Origin of the sequence: Pseudomonas sp. SIMBA_068, assembly GCF_046534705.1 — a bacterium.
Classification (GTDB): Bacteria; Pseudomonadota; Gammaproteobacteria; order Pseudomonadales; family Pseudomonadaceae; genus Aquipseudomonas; species Aquipseudomonas putida.
Genome location: NZ_JAWRYI010001607.1, coordinates 1 through 237, shown reverse-complemented (window position 1 = coordinate 237; position 237 = coordinate 1). Strand labels below are relative to the sequence as shown.

The 237-nt window shown below is 55.7% G+C and carries 1 pseudogene; it reads right to left on the bottom strand.

Annotated features, from left to right (window positions below):
* Nucleotides 1-213 (bottom strand): annotated as a pseudogene (locus SB756_RS35145) (homoserine dehydrogenase); the annotation flags it as partial.
* Nucleotides 214-237: the final 24 nt, after the last annotated feature.

The window sequence follows — 237 nt, the reverse complement described above, 5'->3', positions numbered from 1 at the left end:
GATTTCAGGGTTGGTGGCCACTTCGAAGACATCGTTGGTAATCGCGATACCGGTCGTTTGGAACTGAGGCTTTGGCGAACGCGTGGCAATTTGCGCCACTTCAATCCCACGCCCTGCGCGGCGGGAAATTTCTTCGGCGTTACGCTGAAGTACGTTGAAGGTACCGCCACCGACGGTCCCTAACCCACAGATGCCTACTTTGACCGGTTTCACTGAAGAACTCCCCATGAAACGGCC